At 69.4% G+C, this 22,072-nt stretch carries 16 protein-coding genes; 7 read left to right on the forward strand and 9 right to left on the reverse strand.

Annotated features, from left to right (window positions below; genetic code table 11):
• Positions 1-5: 5 nt before the first annotated feature.
• The 4 genes from ndk to IWH25_RS14830 form a co-directional block, all read right to left on the reverse strand.
• Entirely contained in the window at positions 6-434 is a 429-nt protein-coding gene (gene ndk, locus IWH25_RS14815; protein WP_203386535.1) for a nucleoside-diphosphate kinase, read from the reverse strand.
• Positions 435-577: 143 nt separating this feature from the next.
• The gene (locus IWH25_RS14820) at positions 578-1,861 is read right to left on the reverse strand and encodes a TRAP transporter large permease (RefSeq protein ID WP_203386536.1); all 1,284 of its coding nucleotides are present in this window, start codon (positions 1,859-1,861) and stop codon (positions 578-580) included.
• The gene (locus IWH25_RS14825) at positions 1,858-2,628 is read right to left on the reverse strand and encodes a TRAP transporter small permease (protein ID WP_203386537.1); all 771 of its coding nucleotides are present in this window, start codon (positions 2,626-2,628) and stop codon (positions 1,858-1,860) included. Before IWH25_RS14825 ends, IWH25_RS14820 begins: the two co-directional genes overlap by 4 nt.
• A gap of 62 nt (positions 2,629-2,690) precedes the next feature.
• On the reverse strand, positions 2,691-3,698 hold the full coding sequence (locus tag IWH25_RS14830; RefSeq protein ID WP_203386538.1) for a TRAP transporter substrate-binding protein: 1,008 nt from the start codon (positions 3,696-3,698) through the stop codon (positions 2,691-2,693).
• 140 nt (positions 3,699-3,838) lie between these two features.
• On the opposite strand from IWH25_RS14830, the gene IWH25_RS14835 reads away from it, so the two are divergent.
• Genes IWH25_RS14835 through IWH25_RS14845 form a run of 3 tightly spaced genes read left to right on the forward strand, consistent with a single transcriptional unit; the run spans position 3,839 to position 8,909 of the window.
• Complete coding sequence (locus tag IWH25_RS14835; protein WP_203386539.1) at positions 3,839-5,818, forward strand: sensor histidine kinase; 1,980 nt, start codon at positions 3,839-3,841, stop codon at positions 5,816-5,818.
• Between the two features lie 7 nt (positions 5,819-5,825).
• A complete protein-coding gene (locus tag IWH25_RS14840; RefSeq protein WP_203386540.1) occupies positions 5,826-6,425 on the forward strand; it encodes a response regulator transcription factor in 600 nt (199 codons plus the stop codon).
• 9 nt (positions 6,426-6,434) lie between these two features.
• Positions 6,435-8,909 carry an EAL domain-containing protein gene (locus tag IWH25_RS14845; RefSeq protein ID WP_203386541.1) on the forward strand — a complete coding sequence of 825 codons (2,475 nt, stop codon included), beginning with the start codon at positions 6,435-6,437 and terminating at the stop codon, positions 8,907-8,909.
• Here the strand turns inward: IWH25_RS14845 and tilS are convergent.
• Together tilS and IWH25_RS14855 are read right to left on the reverse strand one after the other, a co-directional pair.
• The gene (gene tilS, locus IWH25_RS14850; RefSeq protein WP_203386542.1) at positions 8,881-10,194 is read right to left on the reverse strand and encodes a tRNA lysidine(34) synthetase TilS; all 1,314 of its coding nucleotides are present in this window, start codon (positions 10,192-10,194) and stop codon (positions 8,881-8,883) included. The genes IWH25_RS14845 and tilS overlap by 29 nt on opposite strands.
• Before the next feature lies 1 nt (position 10,195).
• The gene (locus IWH25_RS14855; protein ID WP_203386543.1) at positions 10,196-11,164 is read right to left on the reverse strand and encodes an acetyl-CoA carboxylase carboxyltransferase subunit alpha; all 969 of its coding nucleotides are present in this window, start codon (positions 11,162-11,164) and stop codon (positions 10,196-10,198) included.
• 185 nt (positions 11,165-11,349) lie between these two features.
• On the opposite strand from IWH25_RS14855, the gene IWH25_RS14860 reads away from it, so the two are divergent.
• From IWH25_RS14860 to IWH25_RS14870, 3 genes are read left to right on the forward strand one after another with little or no spacing between them, the layout of a single operon-like run.
• Positions 11,350-14,286 carry an EAL domain-containing protein gene (locus tag IWH25_RS14860; RefSeq protein WP_203386544.1) on the forward strand — a complete coding sequence of 979 codons (2,937 nt, stop codon included), beginning with the start codon at positions 11,350-11,352 and terminating at the stop codon, positions 14,284-14,286.
• Complete coding sequence (locus IWH25_RS14865; protein ID WP_203386545.1) at positions 14,276-15,352, forward strand: ATP-binding protein; 1,077 nt, start codon at positions 14,276-14,278, stop codon at positions 15,350-15,352. The genes IWH25_RS14860 and IWH25_RS14865 overlap by 11 nt, the downstream gene beginning before the upstream one ends.
• Entirely contained in the window at positions 15,349-17,319 is a 1,971-nt protein-coding gene (locus IWH25_RS14870; protein WP_238998917.1) for an ATP-binding protein, read from the forward strand. The genes IWH25_RS14865 and IWH25_RS14870 overlap by 4 nt, the downstream gene beginning before the upstream one ends.
• Before the next feature lie 17 nt (positions 17,320-17,336).
• Here IWH25_RS14870 and IWH25_RS14875 read toward each other — a convergent pair whose 3' ends face one another.
• Positions 17,337-17,954: a DNA-3-methyladenine glycosylase family protein gene (locus tag IWH25_RS14875; RefSeq protein WP_203386546.1), complete on the reverse strand. Its 618-nt coding sequence runs from the start codon at positions 17,952-17,954 to the stop codon at positions 17,337-17,339.
• 72 nt (positions 17,955-18,026) lie between these two features.
• Between IWH25_RS14875 and mobA the strand changes: the two genes are divergently transcribed.
• A complete protein-coding gene (gene mobA / locus IWH25_RS14880) occupies positions 18,027-18,611 on the forward strand; it encodes a molybdenum cofactor guanylyltransferase MobA (RefSeq protein WP_203386547.1) in 585 nt (194 codons plus the stop codon).
• A gap of 1 nt (position 18,612) precedes the next feature.
• Here the strand turns inward: mobA and IWH25_RS14885 are convergent, their stop codons facing one another.
• Together IWH25_RS14885 and IWH25_RS14890 are read right to left on the reverse strand one after the other, a co-directional pair.
• Positions 18,613-20,655, reverse strand: coding sequence for a sensor histidine kinase (locus IWH25_RS14885; protein ID WP_203386548.1), 2,043 nt, complete (start codon positions 20,653-20,655; stop codon positions 18,613-18,615).
• Positions 20,652-22,070, reverse strand: coding sequence for a sigma-54-dependent transcriptional regulator (locus IWH25_RS14890; protein ID WP_203389273.1), 1,419 nt, complete (start codon positions 22,068-22,070; stop codon positions 20,652-20,654). Before IWH25_RS14890 ends, IWH25_RS14885 begins: the two co-directional genes overlap by 4 nt.
• Positions 22,071-22,072: the final 2 nt, after the last annotated feature.

A 22,072-nucleotide genomic window follows, 5' to 3' on the forward strand; every position in this document is an offset into this window, starting at 1 on the left:
TCGACTCAGCGACCCGAATAGACGTTCATTTCCGGGAAGAAGAAGGCCACTTCCACCTTGGCGGTGTCCGGGCCGTCCGAACCGTGCACGGCGTTGGCGTCGATCGACTCGGCGAAGTCGGCGCGGATCGTGCCCGGCTCGGCCTTCTTCGGATCGGTGGCGCCCATCAGCTCGCGGTTCTTGGCGATCGCGTTGTCGCCTTCCAGCACCTGGATCATCACCGGGCCGGAGATCATGAAGGCCACCAGATCCTTGAAGAACGGGCGCTCCTTGTGCACGGCGTAGAACTGACCGGCTTCCTGCGGCGACAGCCAAGCCATCTTGGAAGCGACGATCTTCAGGCCGTTCGACTCGAAACGGGAGTAGATCTTGCCGATCACGTTCTTGGCGACAGCGTCCGGCTTGATGATCGAAAGGGTGCGTTCAATGGCCATTCTAAAGCTCCAAAATACAATGGTTTAGTGAGATGAAACGGGCGATTTTAGCAGTTTTCAAGGCTTTCTTTTGCTCCGCCAAGAAAAAAGCGCGCCGGGGTTGCCCTCCGGCGCGCTCAGGAACGCAAGCTAGTACCCGGTCGTCACATCATGCCGAGCGCGCGCGGCAGCCACAACGACATCGTCGGCCAGTAGGTGACGAGCACGAGGAAGCCGAGCATCGACAGCAGCCACGGCCAGACGGCGACGGTCAGCTCGGTGATGCCCATCTTGGTGATGCCGGAGGCGACGTAGAGGTTGAGGCCGACCGGCGGGTGGCACATGCCGACTTCCATGTTCACCACCATGATGATGCCGAAATGCACCGGATCGATGCCCAGCTTCATCGCCACCGGGAACAGGATCGGCGCGAAGATCAGCACGATCGACGACGGCTCCATGAAGTTGCCGGCGAGCAGCAGGATGATGTTCACCGCCAGCAGGAAGGTGATCACCCCCAGGCCGTGGCCCAGCATCCAGTCGGCCAGCGCCTGCGGGATGTTCTCGTTGGTCATGATGAACGAGAAGAGCACGGCGTTGGTGATGATGTAGAGCAGCATCGCCGACATGTTGGCCGAGTTCAGCAGCACCTTCGGTACGTCCTTCAGGCCCATGTCCTTGTAGATGAACACGGCGACGACGAAGGCATAGACGGCGCTCATCGCGGCGGCCTCGGTCGGCGTGAACATGCCGGAGTAGATGCCGCCCATCACCACGACGATCAGGAATAGGCCCCAGGCCGACTTGCGGAAGGCGTCCAGACGCTCCTTCCACGACGCCTTCGGCTGGCGCGGGTAGTTGAACTTCTTGGCGCGATACCAGGTGACGCCGCCCAGCGTCGCCGCCAGCAGCAGGCCGGGGATGACGCCGGCCATGAACAGCGCGCCGACCGAGGTGTTGGTCGCCACCGAGTACATGACCATCACGATCGACGGCGGGATCAGGATGCCGAGCGCGCCCGAGGTCGAGATGACGCCGGCGCCGAACTTGTTCGGGAAGCCCGCCTTGACCATCGCCGGCAGCAGGATCGAACCGATCGCGACGACGGTCGCCGGCGACGAGCCGGAGACCGCGGCGAACAGCGCGCAGGCCAGCACGCCGGCGAGGCCGAGGCCGCCGTACCAGTGGCCGACCATCGAGGTGGCGAAGTTGATCATCCGCTTCGCCACGCCGCCGTGCGTCAGGAAGTTGCCGGCGAGGATGAAGAACGGGATGGCCATGATCTCGAACTTCTCGATGCCGGTGAACAGCTTCAGCGCGACCGATTCGAGCGGCACCTGCGTCATCGTGAACAGGAAGGTGAGCACGGTCAGGCCGAGCGAAATCGAGATCGGCATGCCGGTCAGCATCAGCACCGCCAGCAGGGAGAAAATCACGAGGGCGTTCATTGCTGATCTCCTTCCTTGCCGGGGGTACGGCGGTCGTCGCCGGCGCGGCGGTCGTCGCCGGCGCGGCGCTCGTCGCCGACGCGGCGCTCGCCGACCATGGTGTGCTTCAGGTCGTGCATGTGCAGGTTGTCGTCCATCGAATACGGGTTCAGGTTGACATCGGGCAGCGGCTTTTCCTCATCCAGCCCTTCGACATGGCCGTGATCGTGGTGCGGCAGTTCGCCGGTACGGATGAAGGCGACGCAGACCTGCAGGAAGCGGAAGCACATCAGCGACGAGCCGAGCGGGATCGCGCTATAGACGATCCAGGTCGGCCATTCGAGGTCGGGCGTGATCGGCCCTTCGAAGAGGTCGCCCATCTCGAGGCCGAGGAATTTGAAGATCGCGTAGTGGGCACCGTTCTCCCAGACGAAGGTCGCGCCGAGCGCGGCGATGACGCCGGTGAACAGCGCGCCGGCGAGCAGGCCGAAGACGATGAACTTGCCGCGCATCGCGTCGTCGAGGCGGTTGATCAGCACGTCGACGCCGACGTGGATGCCGGTGCGCACGCCGTAGGCGGCGCCGAACTTGGCCATCCAGACGAACATGATGATGCACAGCTCCTGCGCCCAGCCGACGTTGAGGGTCAGCAGCCAGTCCTGCAGGCCGGGAATGTCCACGCCCGCGAGATAGCGGTGCATGACCGAGATGAAGATGATGATCGTCGCCGCTCCCATCAGGAAGGTGACGAGCAGCTCCTCGAGGTGATTGAGTGCCCTGTTAAGCATTGGTGTTCCCCCGAATGCCCGGGCGCCACGGCGCCCGGGATTCTTCTTGTTGGATCAGGCGATCAGAGCTTGGCCGGGTTGAAGCCGGTGGCCTTGTAGACGCTCTCGATCACTTCCTTGCCGATGCGGCCTTCCATCTTCTGGTGCACCGGCACCAGCGCCTTCTTGAAGGCGGCGCGCTCGTCCTTGGTCGGCACGTAGACGGCGGTCTTGCCCGACTTCTTCACCGCTTCCAGCGAGTTGTCGTTCTCGATCTTGGCGATCTGGTTGGCGTAGCGGGTCGCCTGCTCCATCGCGTCGTCGAGCTGCTTGCGCACGTCGGCCGGCAGGCCGTCCCAGAACTTCTTGTTCACGATCACCGCGTAGCCGAGGTAGCCGTGGTCGGTGATCGTCAGGTGCTTCTGCACCTCGTGCATCTTCTGCGTGTACAGGTTCGAGATCGGGTTCTCGGTGCCGTCCACGACGCCGGTCTGCAGCGCCTGGTACACCTCGGAGAAGGCCATCACCTGCGGCAGCGCGCCGAGCGCACGGACCTGCTCCTCGAGCACCTTCGACGACTGGATGCGCAGCTTCTTGCCCTTCAGGTCGGCCGGGGCCTTGATCGGGGTGTTCGCCGAGAACGACTTGAAGCCGTTGTCCCAGTAGGCGAGGCCGCGGATGCCCTTCGGCTCCAGCTTCGCCAGCAGCTGCTTGCCGACGTCGCCCGTGGTGACCTTGTGCAGGTCGTCGTAGTTGTCGAAGATGTACGGCAGGTCGAAGACCTCGAATTCCTTGACGCCGAGCGGGCCGAACTTGGCCAGCGACGGGGCCAGCATCTGCACGGCGCCGAGCTGCAGCGCCTCCATCTCTTCCTTGTCCTTGTACAGCGTCGAGTTGGCGTAGACCTCGACCTTGACCTTGCCCTTGGTCAGCTCGTCGGCCTTCTTCGCGAAGTATTCGGCGGCCTTGCCCTTCGGCGTGTCGGCGGCGACGACGTGGCTGAACTTGATCACGATCGGCTGCTGCGCGAAGGCAGCGACCGAGAAGGCGCAAGCGGCCAGGCCGACCATCAGTTTCTTGGAAAATTTCATCGTTATCTCCTCCAGAAGGTGTTCAGGATCAGGCGGGACGGTTTCCCGACTGGGCGCAGTATCACAAATGGCCGGCAAGCGATTAATTGTGGATATCCACAATCCGCCGGCGCGCGAACGCGAGGAGTAAGATGCCCACCATGAATTCCGCCGGATCGAACACCCGCGCGCCCGGTACGGCCCCCGCCTGGTCGAGCTGGTACCTGACGATGCCCAAGCTGGCGGTCGGGCTGCTGGTCATCCTGCTCGTCGCGCTGCTCTGGCTGCTGCAGGACAACGAGAAGGAAGAGCAGCGGGCGACGCTGATCGCCGACGTGCTCTGGCTGGAACAGAGCTTCCGCTTCCACCTCGAGAACAACACGGTGCAGCTGCAGCAGCTGGCGCTCGACCTGGGCCACGCCGACGCCTCGGACAAGCTCTTCGACACCCGCGTCCGCCACCTGATCCGGACCAACCCGGAACTGGTCCAGGTCGCCTGGCTGGACAACGACGGCGTCACCCGCGAGGCGCTGCCCAGCCACATCTCGCCGCGCCGGGGCGCGGGCAGCGAGCGCGGCCGCGGCGAGGACAGCTTCGAGCTGGCGCGCAAGCTCGGCAAGCCGATCTTCTCGCGCACCTACCTCAGCCAGGACGAGGCCTTCTTCGAGCTCTACGTGCCGCTCTACCGCGGCGACCAGCTGGCCGGCATGTTCGTCGCGACCCATTCGCTGCACAGCCTGGTCGGCCAGATGGTGCCGTGGTGGTTCGTCGAGAAGTACCGGCTGCAGGTGCTCGACGACGACGGCAAGGTGCTCACCGCGAAATCCAAGCTCGACCCCGGGCCGGCGGCGCTCACGCACCAGGTCGCGCTCGACCCGCCCGGCTACGGGCTGACGCTGCAGGCGACGGCCAACCGGGTGGTGACCAGCACCGCGCAGAACCTGATCATGACGCTGATCATCTTCCTCGCCGGCGCCGTGTTCTGGAGCCTGTGGGCGATCCGCGGGCTGATGCGGCACCGTCTCGCGGCGGAGCAGGCGCTGCGCTCGGAGCACGCCTTCCGCAAGGCGATGGAGGATTCGCTGACGGTCGGCATGCGCGCCCGCGACCGCGAGGGGCGCATCACCTACGTGAACCCGGCCTTCTGCGAGCTGACCGGATTTGCCGCCGACGAGCTGATCGGCGCGCTCCCCCCCTACCCCTACTGGGATCCGGAACAGCTCGAGCGCACGCGCGAGATGCACGAGAAGGTGCTCGACGGCCTCGCCCCTTCCGAGGGCTTCGAGATCCACGGCCGGCGCAAGGACGGCCGCTACTTCGACGCCCTCGTCTACGAGGCGCCGCTGATCGATGCCGACGGCCGCCACACCGGCTGGATGGGCTCGGTGCTCGACATCACCGAGAAGAAGCGCGCCGAGGAACTGGCCCGGCAGCAGGAGGAGAAGCTGCAGGCCACCTCGCGCCTGGTGACGATGGGCGAAATGGCGTCCACGCTGGCGCACGAGCTGAACCAGCCGCTGGGGGCGATCTCCAGCTACAACGCCGGCTGCCTGAACCGGCTCGAATCCGGCAACTACACTCCCGAGGAGCTGCGCGCCGTGCTCGAGAAGCTGGGCGTGCAGGCGCAGCGTGCCGGCCGCATCATCCGCCGCGTGCACGACTTCGTCCGGAAGCGCGAGCCGGTGCTCGCCGAATGCGACCTCGCCGAGCTCGTCGACGACGCGATCGGCTTCATCGAGCACCTGGCGCAGAAGCGGCACGTCCGCATCGCGCGCGAGCTGCCCGGCTGGCGGCCGCCGCTCCTGGCCGACCAGGTGATGGTCGAGCAGGTGCTGCTGAACCTGATGCGCAACGCGATCGAGGCGATGGGCGACACGCCGCCGGAGCTGCGCCGGCTGGTCGTGCGCGTGACGCAGAACGAGCGCGAGGTCGAGGTGCGCGTCATCGACAACGGCAGCGGCATCGCCGACGCGGTTCGCGAGCGGCTGTTCACGCCGTTCTTCTCGACCAAGCCGGACGGGATGGGAATGGGCCTCAACATCTGCCGTTCCATCATAGAATTCCACAAGGGCCGCCTGTGGGTCGAAGCCAACCCGGCCGGCGGCAGCATCTTCGCCTTCACCCTGCCCTTTGCCCCCTGAGGCCGCGATGAGCAACCAGGTCTATCTTGTCGACGACGACGACGCGATCCGCGATGCGCTGGGCTGGCTGCTGCAATCGCGCGGCCTCGCCTGCCGCGGCTTCGCCTCGGCCGAGGACTTCCTCGCCGCATGGACGCCGCAGCTCGCCGGCTGCCTGCTGCTCGACATCCGCATGCGCGGCATGAGCGGGCTGCAGCTGTTCGACCGGCTGCTCGAGCTCGACAGCCGCCTGCCGGTGATCTTCATGACCGGCCACGGCGACGTGCCGATGGCCGTCTCGGCGCTGAAGAAGGGCGCCTTCGATTTCGTCGAGAAACCCTGCAACGACAACGAACTGGCCAACCGCGTGCTGGAGGCCCTGCAGCAGGACGCCAGCAACCGCGCCTCGGCGGCGAGCAGCGAGTCGATCAACAGCCGGCTCGAGAAGCTGACCGCGCGCGAGCGCCAGATCATGGAACTGATCCTCGCCGGCAAGTTCAACAAGGTCATCGCCGACGAGCTGCAGATCAGCATGCGCACGGTCGAGGTGCATCGCGCCAACCTGTTCGAAAAGATGGGGGTGCGCACCGCCGTCGAACTGTCGCAGCTGATGACCGGCCGACGCTGAGGCAGGACGATGACGCAGGCCCCCGCCCAGCCCGCCGCGCTCGCCACCGAGGACGGCGCGCTGCTGCAGGCCCTGCTCACCGCCGAACTGGGCCAGGCGATCATCGCCGTCGACCGCGACGGCCGCATCCGCCACTGCAACCCCCTCGCCCGCCGCCTGCTCGAACCCCTCGCCGGCCCGCTCGCCGGCCGGCTGCTGGCGGAGATCCACGCCGAACTGGGCGTCGACCCGCGGCGCTACCTGGCCGCCGCGGAGAAAGCGATCGCCGACGGCAGCTACCGCTTCCGGCAGAAGATCGAAACCGCGGCCGGCACCGTCCACCTCGACTCCTGCATGCTGCCGCTGTACGCCGCGCCGCTGCAGCTCGCCGGCTTCGCGCTGGTCTCCCGCGACTGCACCGAGCTCGTGCAGGCCGACGACATCCGCCGCAAGCTGAGCCGTGCCGTGGAGCAGAGCCCGGTGGCGATCATCATCACCGACACCGAGGGCCGCGTCGAATACGTCAATGCGCGCTACAGCGAGGTCACCGGCTACCGTCCCGAGGAAGTGATCGGCAGCAAGGTCGGCCTGCAGAAATCCGGGCTGACGCCGCCGGAAACCTACGTCGACCTGTGGCAGACGATCCGCCGCGGCGAGGACTGGCGCGGCGAACTGTGCAACCGGCGCAAGGACGGCCGGCTCTACTGGGACAGCGTGCACATCGTGCCGATCGTCGACGAGCGCGGCGCCGTCAGCCACTACCTGAGCATCCAGGAGGACATCAGCGCGCGCAAGCAGAGCGAGGAGACCATCCGCCTGTGGGCGACGGTGTTCGAGAACAGCGGCGAGGCGGTGATGATCACCGACACCGACAACCGCATCATCTCGGTCAACCAGGCGTTCACGCACATCACCGGCTACGCGCCGGGCGAGGTGATCGGACAGAACCCGTCGATGCTCGGCTCCGGCCGCCACGACGCCGCCTTCTTCGCCGACATGTGGCACCGCCTCAACGCCGGCGGCCACTGGCAGGGCGAGATCTGGGACCGCAGGAAGAGCGGCGAGGTGTACCCGAAATGGCTGGGCATCTCGGCAGTGCGCGACGACCACGACCGGCTGACGCACTACGTCGCGGTCTTTTCCGACATCAGCGAGCGCAAGGCGGCCCAGGAGCGGATCGAGTACCTCGCCCGCCACGACCCGCTGACCGGCCTGCCCAACCGGACCACGCTCGCCGACCGGATGGAGCAGGCGCTGGCGTACGCCGAACGCGCCGGTAGCCAGGTCGCCCTGCTCTTCCTCGACCTCGACCGCTTCAAGACGATCAACGACTCGCTCGGCCACCCGGTCGGCGACGCGCTGCTGCAGGAGCTGACCCGCCGCCTGAAGGCCGCGGTGCGCGAGACCGACACCATCAGCCGCCTCGGCGGCGACGAATTCGTCGTCCTCGTCGGCGACCTCGCCGACGCCAACACCGCCGCCGAGATCGCCGGCAAGATCCTTGATCTCGCGCAGCGCCCGTTCGTCCTCGACGGCCGCACGCTGTCGACCTCGATCTCGGTCGGCATCACGCTGTTCCCGGACGACGGCCGCGACTTCGAGACGCTCCTGAAGAAGGCCGACATCGCGATGTACCACGCCAAGGACGCCGGGCGGAACACCTACCGTTTCTTCACCGAGCAGATGAACGCGCACGCGCTCGAGCGCCTGCTGATCCAGAACCACCTGCAGCAGGCGATCGCCAGGAACGAGTTCGTGCTGCACTACCAGCCGCAGGTGGCGCTCGACACCGGCCGCATCATCGGCGCCGAGGCGCTGGTGCGCTGGCGCAACCCGGACCTCGGCATGGTTCCGCCCGACCGCTTCATCCCGATGGCCGAGGAGAACGGCGCGATCGTCGCCATCGGCGACTGGGTGCTGCGCGAAGCCTGCCGCCAGGCGAAGGCGTGGCGCGACGAAGGACTGGACGCGATTCCGGTGGCGGTGAACATCTCGGCGCTGCAGCTGAAGCACGGCGACTTCGTCGAGCGCGTGCTGCGCATCCTCGCCGACACCGGCCACGACCCGGCGATGCTCGAACTCGAATTCACCGAGTCGATCCTGATCCAGGACATCGAGCGCGTGCTCGGCCAGGTGCGCCGGCTGAAGGCGCACGGCATCACCGTCGCCATCGACGACTTCGGCACCGGCTACTCGAGCCTCTCCTACCTGAAGCGGCTCGACGTCGACCGGCTGAAGATCGACCGTTCGTTCATCCGCGACATCGGCAGCGACCCCGACGACGCGGCGATCGTGCGCGCGGTGACGCAGATGGCGCGCAGCCTGCGCCTGAAGATCCTCGCCGAGGGCGCCGAAACCGCCGAGCAGACGCGCTTCCTGCTCGCCGAGGGCTGCCGCGAGGTGCAGGGCTTCCTCTACTCGCGGCCGCTCGCCGCGGAGGCCTTCGCCAAGCTCTACCGCGAATCCGGCGGCCTGCTCAGCCGCCCGCCGCAGTTTCCCAGATAGGCAGCACGCCGGCTTCGCCCGCCGCCGCCGCGTAGCGCGCGTCGACGCCGAGGCCGGCGACCCACACCAGCGCGTCGCCGCACCACAGCAGCGGCAGCCGCCCGCGCTGCCACGGCGGCAGCGCCGACTCCTGCAGCAGTTTCTTCAGCGGCCGCCGCGGCCGCCGCGGGTCGGGCTGCAGGTGCTCGCCGCCCCGCCGCACGCGGATCGCGCACGCCGTGCCGGCCAGCGCCGTAAGGCGTACGCCGATGCCGTCGCCGGCACGAAAGCGCAGCACGCCGCCGGCCCACGGCAACTCCGCCTCGCCGTGCCAGGGCAGCGCCGCCGCCGGCGTTTCCGGCGGACAGAGGAACAGCTGCCCGCGGAAGACGCGCAGCGCACCGTCGTCGAGCGGAAAGGCGGGCGCCGCGCCGGCCTCCGCCGCCGCCAGCTGGCGCAGGATCTCGCCGAGGTAGCGGGCGTCCGGCATGCGCCAGCCGTGGTGGCGCAGGTGGTGCCGCAGCAGGTTGCCGCGCCGCGCCGCCGGCAGTGCATTGAACGCCGCCAGCCGCAGCCGTTCGCCGTCGACGACGGCCGCCGCGTCGATTGCCGCCAGCGCGTCCGCCAGCGCGACGTTCTCGGCAAGGTGCGCGGCGCTGCGCGCGAGCGCCGCCGCCGGGTCGGGGAAGATGCCGGCCAGCCGCGGCAGGATGTCGTTTCTCAGGAAATTGCGGCGCAGCCGGCTGTCGGCGTTGCTTTCGTCGTCGATCCAGGTAAGCCCGCGCGCCTGCAGCCAGGCCTCGATCTCGCCGCGCGCCGTCGCCAGCAGCGGCCGCACCAGACGCAGCGAAGCGCCGGCAGCGAGCAGGCGCTCTTCCGGCATCGCCGCCAGGCCGTGCGCACCGGCACCGCGCAGCAGGTTGAGCAGCAGCGTCTCCGCCTGGTCGTCGCGGTGGTGCGCGAGCGCCAGCCAGTCGGCGTCGCAGCCGGCGAAGGCGGCGTAGCGCGCGCGCCGGGCGGCGGCTTCCAGGCCCTCGCCGCGTTCGTCATCGACGCGGACGCGGACGACCTGCAAGGGAAGGTCGAGGGAACGGCAGCGCTCGGCGCAGCCGTCGGCCCAGGCGTCGGCATTGGCCGACAGGCCGTGGTGGACGTGCAGAGCGGACAGCTGCAGCGGCAGCGCGGCGCGGACCTCGGCCAGCGCCTGCAGCAGCGCGACCGAGTCGCGCCCGCCGGAGAGGGCGACGCAGACGCGCCGGCCCTGCGGGAGCCGCGGCGCGAAGAAAGCCGCGACCCGTTCCGGCAAGTCAGTGGGCGGGCTGTTCCTTGAAGCGGCCATAGGCCATCAGCCGCTCGAAGCGGGCGGCCAGCAGCTCGTCGGCGGAGAGGCCGGCGGTCTGCTTCAGCGCGTCCTGCAGCGCCTTCTTCAGGTTCTGCGCCATCGCCGCGTGGTCGCGGTGGGCGCCGCCGCAGGGCTCGTTCACGATCTTGTCGATCAGCCCCAGCGTCTTCAGCCGCGGCGCGGTGATGCCCATCGTCTCGGCGGCGTCGGCGGCGCGCTCGGCGCTCTTCCACAGGATCGACGCGCAGCCTTCCGGCGAGATCACCGAGTAGGTCGAGTACTGAAGCATCTGCACGACGTCGCCGACGGCGATCGCCAGCGCGCCGCCGGAGCCGCCTTCGCCGATGATGGTGACGATCACCGGCACCTTCAGCTCGGCCATCACGTACAGGTTGCGGCCGATCGCCTCGGACTGGCCGCGCTCCTCGGCGTCGATGCCGGGATAGGCGCCCGGCGTGTCGACGAAGGTCATCACCGGCAGGCCGAACTTCTCGGCCAGCTTCATCAGCCGCAGCGCCTTGCGGTAGCCCTCGGGGCGCGGCATGCCGAAGTTGCGGAAGATCTTTTCCTTGGTGTCGCGGCCCTTCTGGTGGCCGATGACGATCACCGGCTGGCCGTTGAAGCGGGCGATGCCGCCGACGATCGCATGGTCGTCGGCGAAGGCGCGGTCGCCGTGCAGCTCGCGGAAATCGGTGAAGATGCGCTCGATGTAGTCGAGGGTATAGGGTCGCTGCGCGTGGCGCGCCACCTGCGCGACCTGCCACGGCGTCAGCTTGGCGTAGATGTCCCGGGTCAGCTGCTCGCTCTTCTTGGCGAGGCGGGCGATCTCTTCCGAGATGTCGACCGCCGAGTCGTCCTGGACGAAGCGCAGCTCTTCGATCTTGGTTTCGAGTTCGGCGATCGGCTGCTCGAAATCGAGGAAACTGATTTTCATGGAGGGCCTGCTTGTTTGGGTCGGCGCGTATTCTACCGCAAAGGCAAAATGCCGCCGGTCGGCGAAAGCTCATTCCGCATCGCGGAAAAGGCAGGGCGGCGCCGCCCGGCTGCGGCGCCGCGGTTCCCCGCTCCGGCGAGAACCATTACACTGGCGTAAAGCGTGTAAACAAGGGGAAGACGGGGATGATCGACGGTGACGGGCGGGCTCCGCCGCGGATCCTGGTCGTCGACGATACGGCGGCCGACCTGGTGCTGATCGCCGGCATGCTGCGCCCGCTCGGCGGCGAGACGAGCACCGCTGCCACCGGCGCCGAAGCGCTCGCGGCGGCGCGCGGCGCCCCCCGTCCCGACCTGATCCTGCTCGACATCATGATGCCGGAGCTGGACGGCTACGCGGTCCTCGCCGAGCTGCGCCAGGACCCGGCGACGCGCGACATCCCGGTGATCTTCGTCACCGCCCGCCACGACGTCGACGAGGAGGCCCGCGGGCTGCGTGCCGGCGCCGCCGACTTCATCGCCAAGCCGATCCACGCCGCCACGCTGCTCGCCCGCGTCCGCGGCCAGCTCGACCTGGCGCGCGCCCGCCGGCTGCTGACCGGCCAGCGCGAATGGCTGGAACAGGAGGTCGCCCGCCGCCTGGCCGAGAACATGAAGCTGGAAGCCCGCCTGCAGCTGGCGCTCGACGCGTCCGGCCTCGGCGTCTGGGAGTACGCCCACGACAGCGGCCGCAGCCAGTGGTCGCCGGCGCTGTGCGCGATGCTCGGCTACCGGGCCGGGCCGGCCAGCCTCGACGACTATCTCGACCTGATCCACCCGGAGGACCGGCCGCAGGTCGAGGCCGTCCTCGCGCCGGCGCTGCGCGCGGGGCAGCCGATCCACGTGCCGGAGTACCGCATGCGCCGCGGCGACGGCAGCTGGCTGTGGACCGAGACGCGCGGCCACGTCGTCGCCCGCGACGACGACGGACGGCCGCGGCTGACCATGGGCACGATCGCCGACATCAGCGTGCACAAGGCGGCGGAGACCGAGCGCATGCTCTCGGCGGCGGTCCTTGCCGGCATCGACAACGGGATCAGCATCACCGACGCCGGCGGCACCATCCTGCTCGTCAACCAGGCGTTCTGCCGCGCCACCGGCTACGACGTCGGCGAGCTCGTCGGGCAACGCATGCAGCTGCTGCATTCCGGCCGGCACGACGCCGGCTTCTACCGCACGATGTGGCAGCAGATCGCCGACACCGGCAACTGGCAAGGGGAAATCACCAACCGCCGCAAGGACGGCGAGCTGGTCACCGAATGGCTGAGCGTGTCCACCGTCCGCGACGCCAGCGGCCGCACCACCAACTACATCGGCATCTACAGCGACCTCGCCGGCCGCCGCGCCGCCGACCTGCGCATCCAGTACCTGTCGAGCCACGACCCGCTGACCGAACTGCCCAACCGCAACCTGCTGATCGACCGGCTGGCGCAGGCGGTGCTGACCGCGCAGCGCTTCCGGCGCACGGTGGCCTTCATCGCCCTCGACATCGACCACTTCCACGCGGTCAACGAAACGCTGGGCGCGCACGCCGGCGACCGCATCCTGGTCGAGCTGGCGCGCCGGCTGACGCTGCAGATGCGCGACGGCGACACGCTCGGCCGCAAGTCGGGCGACGAGTTCGCCTTCGTCATGGCCCACATCGCCCACGAACGCGACCTGCTGCCGCTGGTCGCCCGCATCCAGGAGGCGATCGCCGCGCCGTTCGAGCTTGCCGGGCAGCGCGTCACGCTCAGCGCGGCGATCGGCTGCAGCCTCTACCCGCGCGACGGCAGCAACGCCGAGGCGCTGGCGCGTGGCGCCGACATCGCGCTCGCCCGCGCGCGCCAGGCCGGCCGCGGCACCGCCCGCTTCTTCTCGCCGCAGATGGAGGCCGAGGCGAAGCGGCAGGCGGCGCTGGAAAGCGGGCTGCGCACGGCGATCGCGCGCAACGAACTGAGCGTCGCCTACCAGCCGCAGGTCAGCCTCGACAGCGGCAACCTGCTCGGCATGGAGGCGCTGCTGCGCTGGCACAGCCCGGAGTTCGGCGAGGTCGCGCCGGCCGAGTTCATCCCGGTCGCCGAGGAAGCCGGGCTGATCGCCGCGATCGGCGAATGGGTGCTGCGCACCGCCTGCAGCCAGACCCGCCGCTGGCTCGACCTCGGCCAGACGGCACTGCGCGTCAGCGTCAACCTGTCGCCGCGCCAGTTCCACCACGCCGATCTGGTCGCGCTGGTGCGCCAGGCGCTCGCCGACAGCGGCCTGCCGCCGGCGGCGCTCGAGCTGGAAATCACCGAGGGCGCGGTGATCGACGACATCGACAACGCGGTCGCCGTCTGCCGCGCGCTGAAGGAGCTCGGGATCAAGCTGTCGCTCGACGACTTCGGCACCGGCTACTCGTCGCTGTCGTACATTTCCCGCTTCCCGTTCGACAAGCTGAAGATCGACCAGAGCTTCATCCGCGACATCGTCGAGAACCCGGTCAACGCGGCGATCGCGACGGCGGCGATCGTCATGGCGCGCAGCCTCAATCTGACGGTGATCGCCGAAGGGGTCGAGACCGAGGCGCAGGCGCGCTTCCTGCGCGCACGCCACTGCGACGCGATGCAGGGCTACCTGTACAGCCGGCCGCTCGACGCCGACCGTTTCGGGCGGCTGCTCGCCGGCGACCGGCGCCTCGCGCTGGCCGCCGACGAGGAGGCGATGCCGACGCTGCTGCTGGTCGACGACGAGCCGCAGGTGCTGATCTCGCTGTCGCGGCTGCTGCGCCGCGAGGGCTACCAGATCCTCACCGCCGGCAACCCGCAGCAGGCCTTCGACCTGCTCGCCCGCCACCGCGTCGACGTCGTCGTCTCCGACCAGCGCATGCCGGAGATGTCGGGCACCGAATTCTTCGCCCGCGTCCGCCAGCTCTACCCGCAGACGGTCCGCCTCATCCTCACCGGTTACAGCGACCTCGACACGGTGACCGACGCCGTCAACCGCGGCGCGATCTACAAATTCCTCGGCAAGCCCTGGGACGACGACCAGGTCCGCGAGCAGATCCGTGCGGCCTTCCGCCTGGTCCGCGAGCGGGCGCAGGCGGAGGCTCCGCATGCACCCTAGGGCATCCACCCTGCTCCGGCGCCTGCTGCCCGCCTGCGCGCTGCTCGCGATCGCCGTCGCCTGGCTCGCCGTGCGGCACGCCGACGCACTCCCGCTCGGCCTCGCCTGGGCGGCGGCGCTGCTCGTGCTGCTCGTCGTCGAGACCCGGCGCGGGCTGGCGCGCACCGCGCACGAACGCGCCCTCGCCGAGAACCTGGAGGCGCAGCGCGCGCTGAACAGGAAGCTGGAGGAAGCGCACAACCTGCTGCTGCAGTCGGAGAAGATGGCCTCGATCGGCCAGCTGGCGGCCGGCGTCGCGCACGAACTGAACAACCCGATCGGCTTCGTCCATTCCAACCTGGGCACGCTCGACGGCTACCTGCACGACCTGATGGCGATCATCGATGCCGCCGAGCGCATCGGCGAGCCGCCGTCGGAGATCGCGGCGCAGCGCGCGGCACTGGCCAAGCTGAAGGCCGACCTCGACTTCGCCTACCTGCGCGAGGACATCTTCAACCTGGTCGGCGAGTCGCGCGAGGGCCTCGCCCGCGTCAAGCGCATCGTGCAGGACCTGAAGAACTTCTCGCGCGTCGGCGAGAACGAATGGCAGTGGGCCGACCTGCACCAGGGCATCGATTCGACGCTGAACATCGTCTGGAACGAGCTGAAGTACAAGTGCACGGTGATCAAGGACTACGGCGAGCTGCCGCCGGTCTATTGCCTGATCTCGCAGCTCAACCAGGTGTTCATGAACCTGCTGGTCAACGCCAGCCAGGCGATCGAGACGCGCGGCGAGGTGGTGATCCGCACCCGCCGCGTCGGCGACGACATGGTCAGCGTCGAGGTCGCCGACACCGGCACCGGCATCAGCGAGGACAACCTGAAGCGCATCTTCGACCCGTTCTTCACCACCAAGCCGGTCGGCACCGGCACCGGCCTCGGCCTGTCGCTGGCGTACAGCATCGTCGAGCGCCACCACGGCCGGATCGAGGTCGACAGCAAGCCCGGCGAAGGCACCACCTTCCGCGTGCTGCTGCCGGTGGCCCCGGCCGCGGCGACACCCCCGCCAGCGGAAGCCGTATCATGAGCGACGACGAAGGCGTGGAAAAAGGGCAGCGCATGGATTCATTCGTACTCGACGAACGCTTCCTCACCGGCGAACTGCAGGTCGACGGCGAGCACCGGACGCTGGCCGGGTACATCAACGACGTACTCGGCGACCTCAGCACGACGACGACGCGCGCGCAGGTCGAGGAAACGCTCGACCGGCTGCTGGCATACGCCCTCGCCCACTTCCGGCACGAGGAGGCGCTGATGCGGCAGTGCGGCTGCGACGAGCGCTTCGTCGCCGGCCACACCCGCGTGCACGAGGACTTCGCCGAGCAGGTGACGAAGATGCGCAAGACCCTGGTCGGCGCCGACGACGCCGAGCAGCTGCTGCGCTTCCTGACCGCCTGGCTGGCGCACCACATCCTCGATCTCGACCAGTCGATGGCGCGCCAGATCCGCGCCATCCGCGGCGGCACGCCGGCGGCGCAGGCCTTCCGCGACGAACAGGCGCGCGGCGGCGACCCGACCTCGCTGCGCCTGCTCGACGCGATGAACTCGCTGTACCGGCTGGTCGCCGCGCGCAACGACGCGCTGCTCGGGATGAACCGCAAGCTGGAGCAGGAGAACGCCGCGCGCACCGAGGCGCTGTCGGCGCTGCACGACATGGAGCGCTACCTGTCGCAGATCATCGAAGGCGACCCGGTACCGACCTTCGTGATCGACGCCCACCACTGCATCACGCACTGGAACCGCGCCTGCGCGCAGTTCACCGGCCGCCCGGCGGCGGAGATGATCGGCACCGACCACCAGTGGTCGCCGTTCTACCCGGCGGCGCGGCCGACGATGGCCGACCTGATCGTAAACGGCGGCATCGAGAGCCAGGTCGCCGAGTACTACCGCGGCACCTTCCGCCGCTCGCCGATCATCGACGGCGCCTACGAATCCGAGAACTTCTTCCCGACCATCGGCGGCGGCGGCCGCTGGCTGTACTTCACCGCGGCGCCGCTGCGCGACGTGAACGGCACGCTGATCGGTGCCATCGAAACGCTGCAGGACGTCACCGAGCGGCGCGACGCCGAGGCGGCGCTGCGCCAGCATCAGGAGCAGCTCGAGCAGGCGATCGCCGAGCGCACCGCCGAACTGGCCGACGCCAACGCCCGGCTCGCGCGCGAGCACCACGAACTGCAGCAGCTGCTGCACAAGGTCGAGCAGACGCAGCAGCAGCTGCTGCAGTCGGAGAAGCTGGCGGCGATCGGCCAGCTCGCTGCCGGCGTCGCGCACGAGATCAACAACCCGGTCGGCTTCGTCAGCTCCAACCTGGGCACGCTGAAGGACTACGTCGGCCGGCTGCTCGACGTGATCGGCGCCTACGAGCGGGCCGTGCCGGAGATGCCCGACGCGGTGCGCGCGGCGCGCGCCGACGCCGACCTCGATTTCCTGCGCGACGACATCCCGGCGCTGCTCGCCGAATCCGCCGACGGCCTGCAGCGCGTTTCGCGCATCGTCCGCGACCTGAAGAACTTCTCGCGTGTCGACGAGGCCGAATGGCAGTCCGCCGACCTCAACGCCGCGCTCGAGAGCACGCTCAACGTGGTCTGGAACGAGCTCAAGTACAAGGCCGAGGTGGTCCGCGAGCTGGACGGGATTCCGGCGGTCGAATGCGTGCCGGCGCAGATCAACCAGGTGTTCATGAACCTCCTGATCAACGCCGTGCAGGCGATCCCGGAACGGGGCCGCATCACGCTGCGCTCGGGCAGCGGCGACGGCTGCGTCTGGTTCGAGGTCGCCGACACCGGCTGCGGCATGCCGGAAGCGGTGCAGAAGCGCATCTTCGAGCCCTTCTTCACGACCAAGCCGGTCGGCAAGGGCACCGGCCTCGGGCTGTCGATTTCCTACGACATCGTCGTCAAGAAGCACGGCGGCCGCTTCGACGTGAGCAGCGCGCCGGGCGCCGGCACCACCTTCCGCATCACGCTGCCGGTGGCGCAGGCGGTCGAGGGCTGACGCGGCGGCTCGGTGTTTCAGTACTCGACCGGCAGTGGGTCGAGGCTGCGCCACAGGTACCAGGTCGCCACCGAGCGCCACGGCCGCCAGCGCTGGCCGAGCTCGGCCAGCGCCTGCTTCGGCGGCCGCTCGCCGCCGCAGTAGTGCAGCGACACCGCCTTCTGCAGGCCGAGGTCGTCGAGCGGAAAAACGTCCGGGCGCAGCAGGTTGAAGATCAGGAACATCTCCGCCGTCCACCGGCCGATGCCGCGCACGTCGCACAGCTCGACGATCACCGCCTCGTCGTCCATCGCCGCCCAGCGCGCCGGATCGACGCGGCCCTCGACGAAGTGCGCGGCGAGGTCGACCAGGTACTCGGTCTTGCGCGCCGACAGGCCGCAGCCGGCCAGGCCGCCGGCGCCGGCGGCGAGCACCGCGGCCGGCGAGACGGTGCCGACGGCGGCGGCGAAGCGCGCCCACACCGCATCCGCCGCCTTGACCGAGATCTGCTGGCCGACGATCGAGCGCGCCAGCGTGCCGAAGGCGTCGCCGCGCGAAACCAGCGACATGCCGCGATAGCGCCGCACCAGCGCCGCCATCGTGCCGTCCTCGCGCGCCAGCGCGCGCGATGCCTTCTGCCAGTAGTCGGGAACCATGGCCGCATTGTAGCCCGCGCCGGCGCGTACAATCCGCACCATCGAAACCGCCGGAGCGCAGGAAGGCACAGCATGCAAGCACCGCACACGGGCATCACCGGCGTCGTCCTCGCCGGCGGCCAGGGCCGCCGCATGGGCAGCGTCGACAAGGGGCTGCGCGAATTCCGCGGGCGCCCGCTGGCGGCCTGGGCGATCGAGCGGCTGGCGCCGCAGGTCGACGAGCTGTTCGTCAGCGCCAACCGCAACGCCGACATCTACGCCGGCTTCGGCTACCCGGTGCTCGGCGACCTCGTCGCCGGCTACGCCGGGCCGCTCGCCGGCCTGCACGCGGCGCTGACGCACGCGACGCGGCCGCTGGTGGCGACGGTACCCTGCGACTCGCCCTTCCTCCCCGCCGACCTCGTCGCCCGGCTGGCCGCAGGGCTGGCCGAGAGCGGCGCGGCGATCGCCATCGCCCGCACCGGCAGCCAGCCGCACCCGGTGTTCTGCCTGTGCCGGCGCGAGCTGCTGCCCGGTCTCGCCGCCTACCTCGAACGCGGCGAGCGCCGCTTCGAGACCTGGTTCCGCGCGCAGGCCGCGGTCGAGGTCGCCTTCGACGACGAGGCGGACGCATTCGTCAACATCAACACCAGCGACGAGCTGTCGGCGCTGGAATAGCTCAGATCTCGCCGGAATAGACCGGCTCGGCGAGCAGCCAGACGCTGAACTCGGCGCCCTGCCCGGGGGCGCTGTCGACGGCGATGCGGCCGCCGTAGCGCTTGACCAGCGAATGGCTGATCGACAGCCCGAGACCGGTGCCCTGGTTCTTCTTGGTCGTGAAGAAGGGATCGAAGACGCGCGGCAGGTCTTCCGCCGGAATGCCGCGGCCGCTGTCGCGCACGGCAAGGCGCACGCCGCGGACGGCGCCGTCCTCGCGCCAGTCCTCGCTGGTGAGCGTCAGCGTGCCGCCGTCGGGCATCGCCTGCACCGCGTTCACGATCAGGTTGATCAGCACCTGCTGCAGTTCCTGGCGGTTGACCTGCACCCATTCCGTCGCCGCCAGCGCGCGCACCACCTCGATGTTGCGCTTGCCGAGGTGGTGCTGCGCCAGCACCAGGCAGTCGGCGAACACCGCGTTCACGTCGACCGCCTCGACGTAGCCGGCGAACTCGCCGGGACGCGCGAACTGCAGCAGCTTGGTGACGATCACGCGGATGCGGTGCACCTGCTCGTCGATCAGGCGGATCTCCTGGCGCACCGGCGCGGCCGCATCGCCGAGCACCTCGCGCAGCACGTCGAGGTTGCCCTGGATCACCGCCACCGGGTTGTTGATCTCGTGCGCGACGCCGGCGGTCAGCTCGCCGATCGCGGCCAGCTTCTCGCTGGTCACCAGCTGCCGCTGCGTCTGGCGCAGCTCCTCGTTCGCCGCCTTCAGTTCCTGCGTGCGCTCGACGACCTTGCAGTCGAGCTCGTTCGCCCAGCGCTGCAGTTCGTTGCGCTTGTCGTCGAGCACGTCGAGCAGGCGGTCGAATTCGGCGGCGAGCCGCCCCAGCTCGTCGCGGCTGCCGGTACCGCCGACGCGGGCGGCGACATCGCCGCGCTCGATGCGGGCGATGGTCCGGTTCATCGAGGCGATCGGCGTCATGATGTCGCGCGCCCACTTCAGCGACCAGGCGCAGCCGATCAGGCTGATCACGGCGAACACCGCGAAGATCAGCGCCAGCGCGTTCTCCTTGGCGTTGCGGAACGGCGCCTCGAGGAAGCCGACGTAGAGCATGCCGACGCGCTTGCCGAAGCTGTCCGTCACCGGCTCGTAGCCGGAGACGTAGAAGTCGTTCACGACGAAGGCGGTATCGAGCCAGGTGTTGCCGTTCTCCAGCACGTGCTCGCGCACCTGCTGCGAGACGCGCGTGCCGAGCGCGCGCTCGTCGCCGAACAGGCGGACGTTGGTGGCGATGCGCGTGTCGCCGAGGAACAGCGTCGCCGTGCCCTTGCTGCCGAGCGGCAGCGAGCCGTCGCGATAGACGATGGCGTTGATCGTGTCGACGAAGCCGAGGTTGCCGTTCAACAGCATGCCGCCCTCGAGCACACCGACCACCTTGCCGGCGGCATCGGCGATCGGCGCCGCGGCATGGATCATCATGCCGCGGCCTTCGCTGGTCCGCGCGTCCGGTGCCGCCAGCGGCGTCGGCACGATATTGATCGCCGCGCGGTCGGCGAGCGAGGGGTCGATCGCCGCCAGCGCCGCCTCGTCGTAGACGTCGATGACGCTGCCGGCGCGGCCGGCGAGCGCGCCGGCGACCACCGGCCAGTCCGCATGCCGCGCCTCGCGCACCTGCGCGGCGCTGGCGTGGCGGACACGCCCGTCGGCGTCGAGCACGTACATGAAGTCGAGGCCGTGCCGGCGGCGTGCGCGGCCGATCTCCTCGGCGATGCGCACGCGGTCGCCGCCGGCCAGCGCCGCGTGCAGGCGGTGCTCGTCGGCGAGCGCCTCGACGCTGCCGCCGACGCCGCGGATGACGCGGTCGAGGTATTCGTGCGCGGTGACCAGGTCGCTGCCGACCTTGTAGGTGAGCAGCTGGTGGTAGCTGGTATTGCTCCAGTACCAGACGAGCGCCATGATCAGCGGGAAGCCGAGCAGCAGCGGCGCCAGCGCGAGGAACAGCAGCTTGGCGCGGACCGAGGCGGCGAATACCGCGGCGACCCGGGCGAGCGGGTTCATGAAGGCTCGTAGACCTCGTCGGGCGCAGCGGCCGTCTCGTCGCGCGACGCCGAACGCCCCCATTCGGCGCACTTGCGCTCCAGCGTCTTGCGCGAAACGCCGAGGCGCCGCGCCGCCTCCGACTTGTTGCCGCCGACCGCGGCGAGCACGCGCTGGATGTGCTGGCGCTCGACCTCCTCCAGCGTCAGCTCCTCGCCGGCGATGGCCGGTGCGCCGTGCGCGGCGGCGATGCTGAGCGCCGGGAAGGCGCCGAGAATCAGCGAGCGCTCGACGAAGTTGCGCAGTTCGCGGACGTTGCCCGGCCACGGGTAGGCCGCCAGCCGGGCGACGATGTCGGCGCCGAGCGGCAGCGGCTCGACGCCGAGCTGCGCCGAAAAGAGCGCCATGAAGTGCCGCGCCAGGTCGGGAATGTCCTCGGTGCGTTCGCGCAGCGGCGGGATCGTGATGTCGACCACCGCCAGCCGGAAGAACAGGTCCTGGCGGAAGCGGCCGGCGGCGACCTCTTCCTGCAGATCGCGGTTGGTGGCGGCGATGATGCGCACGTCGACCGGCACCTCGCGCGCCGAGCCGACCGGCCGGATGCGCCGCTCCTCGAGCGCGCGCAGGAGCTTGGTCTGCATCGCCAGCGGCAGCTCGCCGATCTCGTCGAGGAACAGCGTGCCGCCGTGCGCGTAGTAGAAGAGCCCGTTGCGCGCCTCGCTGGCGCCGGTGAAGGCGCCCTTGACGTGGCCGAACAGCTCGCTCTCGATCAGCTCGGGCGAGATCGCCGCGCAGTTGACCGGCACGAACGGCCGCTGCGCGCGCTTGCTCATCTGGTGCAGCGCGCGCGCCGTGACCTCCTTGCCGGTGCCGGACTCGCCCTGCAGCAGCACGGTGGTCGGCATCGGCGCGATGCGGCGGACGAGACTGCGCAGCGTCTGGATCTGCGGCGAACGGCCGACGAAGCCTTCGACCTCGGCGCACAGCTCGGCCAGTTCGCGGCGCAGCACGAAGTTCTCGCGGGCGAGGCGGGCGCGCTCGAAGCAGCGCTTGATCGAGTTGAGGATCTGGTCGACGCGGAAGGGCTTCAGGATGAAGTCGGAGGCGCCGCCGCGCAGCGCGCTGATCGCCGTCTCCATGTCGGCGAAGGCGGTGATCAGCACGACGTCGCCGGCGTAGCCGCCGCGGCGCAGCTCGAGCAGCCAGTCGATGCCGCTTTTTCCCGGCAGCGAGATGTCGAGGACGATCAGGTCGAAGTGCAGGCGGGCCATCAGCTCGGCGGCGTCCTCGACGTTGCCGGCCGATTCGACCTGGCCGCAGCGCGCCTTCAGCGCGCGCTCGAGAAAGCTGCGCATGCCCGCCTCGTCGTCGACGATCAGGATGGAGAAGGCCTGCCAGCCACCGAAATCGGATGCGGCCTCGTTGTCGTATTGCATCA

The sequence above is a fragment of the Azospira restricta genome (genome assembly GCF_016858125.1).
Classification (GTDB): Bacteria; Pseudomonadota; Gammaproteobacteria; order Burkholderiales; family Rhodocyclaceae; genus Proximibacter; species Proximibacter restrictus.